3 protein-coding genes are annotated in these 3,734 nt (G+C 76.2%); all 3 read right to left on the reverse strand.

What is annotated here, in order from left to right:
• Positions 1-1,068, reverse strand: a 1,068-nt coding sequence (locus ACFV0G_RS37070) for a M20 family metallopeptidase (protein ID WP_380557501.1), incomplete at its 3' end; no start/stop codon positions are given.
• A 231-nt stretch (positions 1,069-1,299) separates the two neighbouring features.
• Entirely contained in the window at positions 1,300-2,478 is a 1,179-nt protein-coding gene (locus tag ACFV0G_RS37075; protein WP_380557504.1) for a glycoside hydrolase family 6 protein, read from the reverse strand.
• A 243-nt stretch (positions 2,479-2,721) separates the two neighbouring features.
• Positions 2,722-3,600, reverse strand: a complete 879-nt coding sequence (locus ACFV0G_RS37080; protein ID WP_380557507.1) for a DUF3626 domain-containing protein — start codon at positions 3,598-3,600, stop codon at positions 2,722-2,724.
• Positions 3,601-3,734: the final 134 nt, after the last annotated feature.

The following is a 3,734-nucleotide window of genomic DNA, read 5'->3' on the forward strand; positions in this document are numbered from 1 at the left end:
GATCAGGTGGGCCCGCTCGGCCATGGCGCCGACCACCAGGTACTCGTGGTCGGCGTGCGCGCCGCCCCCGACGGCGCCGAGGCCGTCGAGGGTCGGAACGCCCAGTGCGGCCGTGAAGTTGCCGTCGCTGCCGCCGCCGACGGTCCTGCCCTCGAGGCCGGGGAGCAGCCGCTGCGCCACCGCGAAGAGTCCGGCCGACGCCGACTCGGGCATCGGCGGGCGGCCGATCTCGCCGTGCACCGTGATCGCCGCCCCGTCGAGGTGCGGGGCCAAGGCCGCGAACGCGGCCTCGATCCGCTCCTTCTCGTCGCCCGACGCGACCCGGACGTCGACGACCACGGTCGCCTCCGCGGGCACGACGTTGTCCAGGGTCCCGGCGGAGGCGACGGTCGGGGTCACCGTGGTGCCGAGCTCGGGCCGGCCGAGCGCCGCGATCTCCAGGACCTGGTGGGCCGCCTCGATCAGCGCGTTGATCCCGGCCTCGGGTTCGAGGCCCGCGTGCGAGGCCCGGCCCGCGACGGAGACCTGGAAGGTGCCGCAGCCCTTGCGGCCGGTCTTCAGCGCTCCGCCGTCGGCGGCCCCCTCGACCACGAGCACGGCGCCGCAGGCGAGGGCCCGCTCCTCGATCAGTGCCCGGGAGGAGTGCGAGCCGACCTCCTCGTCGGCGGTCACCAGGATCTCCACGCCGGAGCGGTCGGCGAGGCTCGCGACGCCGTGCACCGCCTGCACCAGGCCGCCCAGCATGTCGAAGACCCCGGGGCCGGTCGCGTGCCCGTCCGTGACCGCGAAGGGCCGGCGGGCCAGCGTGCCGAGCGGGAACACCGTGTCGTGGTGGCCGAGGATCAGCACCGCGGGCTCACCGCCGCCCGACCAGTGGACGTGCGGCCCCGCCTCCGTCTCCACCAGCTCGGCCCGCCCGCCCAGGCGGCTCTCGAGGAACGCGGCGACGGTCTTGGCCGACAACGCCAGCGCGTCGAGGTCCCGCGACGGGGATTCGATCTCGACGAGGGTCCTGAGGTCCTCGATCATCGCATCGACACTCACCCGGGCGGTCCGCTCTATCGTCATGCGGCCAGGGTAGTCGGCGCACCACGGCCGACCTGCGCCGCACCCGAGCAGGCCCCGAGCGGCACCCGAGCCGGCCCCGCACCGCCCGCTGCCGGACCACCGCGGGCGGCAGGACCCGCGCCCCGGCTGCCGCGCTCGCGCGGCGGGATGCCGGGCGCCGCACCGGTCCAGCGAGTGCGGCGCCCGGGGCCGGCCCGCCGGGTGGGGGAGGGGCCGGCCGGGGGAGGTGGCTCAGTGCCCGCCGAGGAGGCCGGTGTTGAAGGTGAGCGCGGGCGACGCGTGGGCGGCCAGCGCGTGTGCCTGGTCGGGCCACCAGACGCCGGCGGCCGGGTCGGCGGCGCCGTACTCGGGGTCGGTCCCGCCGGTGGTGCCGCGGGTGCAGCCGCCGTCGGACTCACCGGGCACCTTCACCCACAGGAAGGCGTCCAGCAGCGGGGTCCGGGTGTCGGCGGTGGGGCGGGTGCCGAGGCCGCGGCCGGGCGGGTTGCACCAGGTCTGCGGGTCGGGGTACGAGGCGGTCGGGGTCCACGGGCCCTGCCCGTTGCGGCTGCTGTCGATCACGAAGTGCGGCAGCTCGGCATCGGCCGGGACGTGCGCGGCGTACCAGGCGTCCGCATCCGCCTGCGGCCAGTACTGGTTGGCGCAGTCGTCGGCCGAGGCGCCCGCGGTGTGGCTCAGGTACCAGGTGCACTTGGCGACCTGGGTGCCGTAGCGCACCAGGTCGGCGTCCTTCTGGTAGTTGGACACGTTGAGGAAGAAGCCCTGGGCCCGGTTCACCCCGCCGTCGACCAGCAGCCGGGCCATGGTGCCGGTGTTCTGCCACGCGCTGTGGCCGGCGTCGAGGTAGACGGCGGCGCGGGGCTGGCGTTCGAGGCGGTCGACCGCGGCGTTCACCTCGGCGAGCCGGTCGGCCTGCTGCTGGGCCGTACCGCCGCAGAACGCCGGGCTCAGCGCGAGGCCGTCCGGCTCCAGCACGACCACCGTGCGGTGGTCGCCGATGCCCTTGGCGAACGCGTCCACCCAGGCCGAGTAGTCGGCCGAGTTCGAGGCGCCGCCGGCGGAGTACTGCGAGCAGTCGCGGCCGGGCACGTTGTAGGCGACCGCGACGGGAACCTGGTGCTGGCGCGCCGCCCGGTCCTGCAGCGTTGTCATGGCGGCCGTGGTGGCCTCCGTCGTGGTGCTGCCGGTGAACCACTGGGCGACCGGGTACGAGGCGGTCTTCGCCATCGCCAGGGCGTCGGCGAGGTCGCCGGCCCTGAGGTCGGCGGCGGCCTGGTGCACCGCCTTGCTGTCGAGGTCGACGTAGAAGCCGGTGCCGGGCGCGGGGGTGCGGGCCGCGCGGCCGGAGTCCGCGGCGGATGCGGTGGCGGGGAGGCAGCAGAGGGCGGCGGTGGCGACCACGGCGCTCACGGCCGCGATGCTACGGCGGGGGCGGGACACGTGCGGCTCCTCGGGGTGGGGGGTGGCGCCGGAACGGTACGGGCGGGTGCAGAGGGTCCTCGTACGGAGAGTGGGAGCGCTCCCACCCGCGCAGGCAGTTCTAGTGCCGGGCCCTGGCGTCCGTCAAGACCCGTGCAGCGCAGGCATGGAGAGGAAGGGATGCCCGGGCTCCCGGCTGCGGGGGCCGATCGGACATCCCCGATGGCCGGCGGCTCAGCCGTCCCCGGGCGGGGGGCAGCAGGCGGGGGCCGGCGGCTGCGGGCGGCCGAAGCGGGCGAGGCAGTGCCAGACCATCTTGAGGTCCTGCAGGTCGTACCGGCCGCTGCGGGCGGCGTCGCCGACGATCCGCGGGTCGAGCCGCCCGTCCTCGGCGATCGAGGCGCCGAGGCGGACGAACTCCGGGCCGCGGTAGTCGGGGTGGCGGCGCAGGTGGTCGACGGTGAGGCTGAGGCCGGGGTGCCACTCGACCGGGAACGGCAGCTTGTCGGCGGCCGCCTCGACGGCCGTGCCGCGGTGGGCCGGGTCGAGGACGAGCGCCTCGACGTGCCGGTCGAGCAGCACCGGGCCGTGCACCTGGGCCTCGATGTAGTCGTTGAGGGCGTCCTGGTCGTCCGCGATGGCCAGCTCGACCAGCGAACAGCGGTCCGCCACACCGAAGTCGGTGGGCTCCGCGGCACTGTCGGGGTAGCAGAAGGTGCTCCTGGCCAGGACGTCGGGCCCCAGCCGCAGGTGTGCGGAGCCGAACCGGGGCGCCGCCCCGTAGGGGGAGCGGCGGAAGTCGAGGCCGCCGTAGACGGGGCGTTCGGTGGCCGGCGCGTCGTCGTACGCCCCGCCGAAGATCCGGCTCTCCCAGCGCCACCGGTCGCCGCCCGGGTGGGCGGTGAGACCGCCGTTGCTGGTGCCGGTGACGAACTGCGAGCGGTACACACCGTCCTCGGCGAGGCGCTCCAGGATCGGGCGGCCGCCGGCGAGCCGGTCGGGGTGGAAGTTGAGCGTGACGCGCAGGCCGGGGTCGAGCGGGCGGCCCGTGGAGCGGGCCGCGACGTGGTGCAGGGCCTGCTGCTGGGGCGTGCGGTGGGCGTCGGCGCGCATCGCCGCAGTATGCCCGGCGTCGGCGGCGGGCCGCCGCCGGATTTCGGCGCCGGCCGGCACCCCGACGGCCCGGCGGCATGACGGCCCGACGGCATGACGCAAGGCCGACGGCCCCGGACCAGGGGGGTCCGGGG

Source organism: Kitasatospora sp. NPDC059571, from assembly GCF_042735675.1.
Classification (GTDB): Bacteria; Actinomycetota; Actinomycetes; order Streptomycetales; family Streptomycetaceae; genus Kitasatospora.

Excerpts from the sequence above, each read along its gene's own strand:
- ACFV0G_RS37080 (WP_380557507.1), bottom strand. The coding sequence starts at position 3,600 with ATGCGCGCCGACGCCCACCGCACGCCCCAGCAGCAGGCCCTGCACCAC.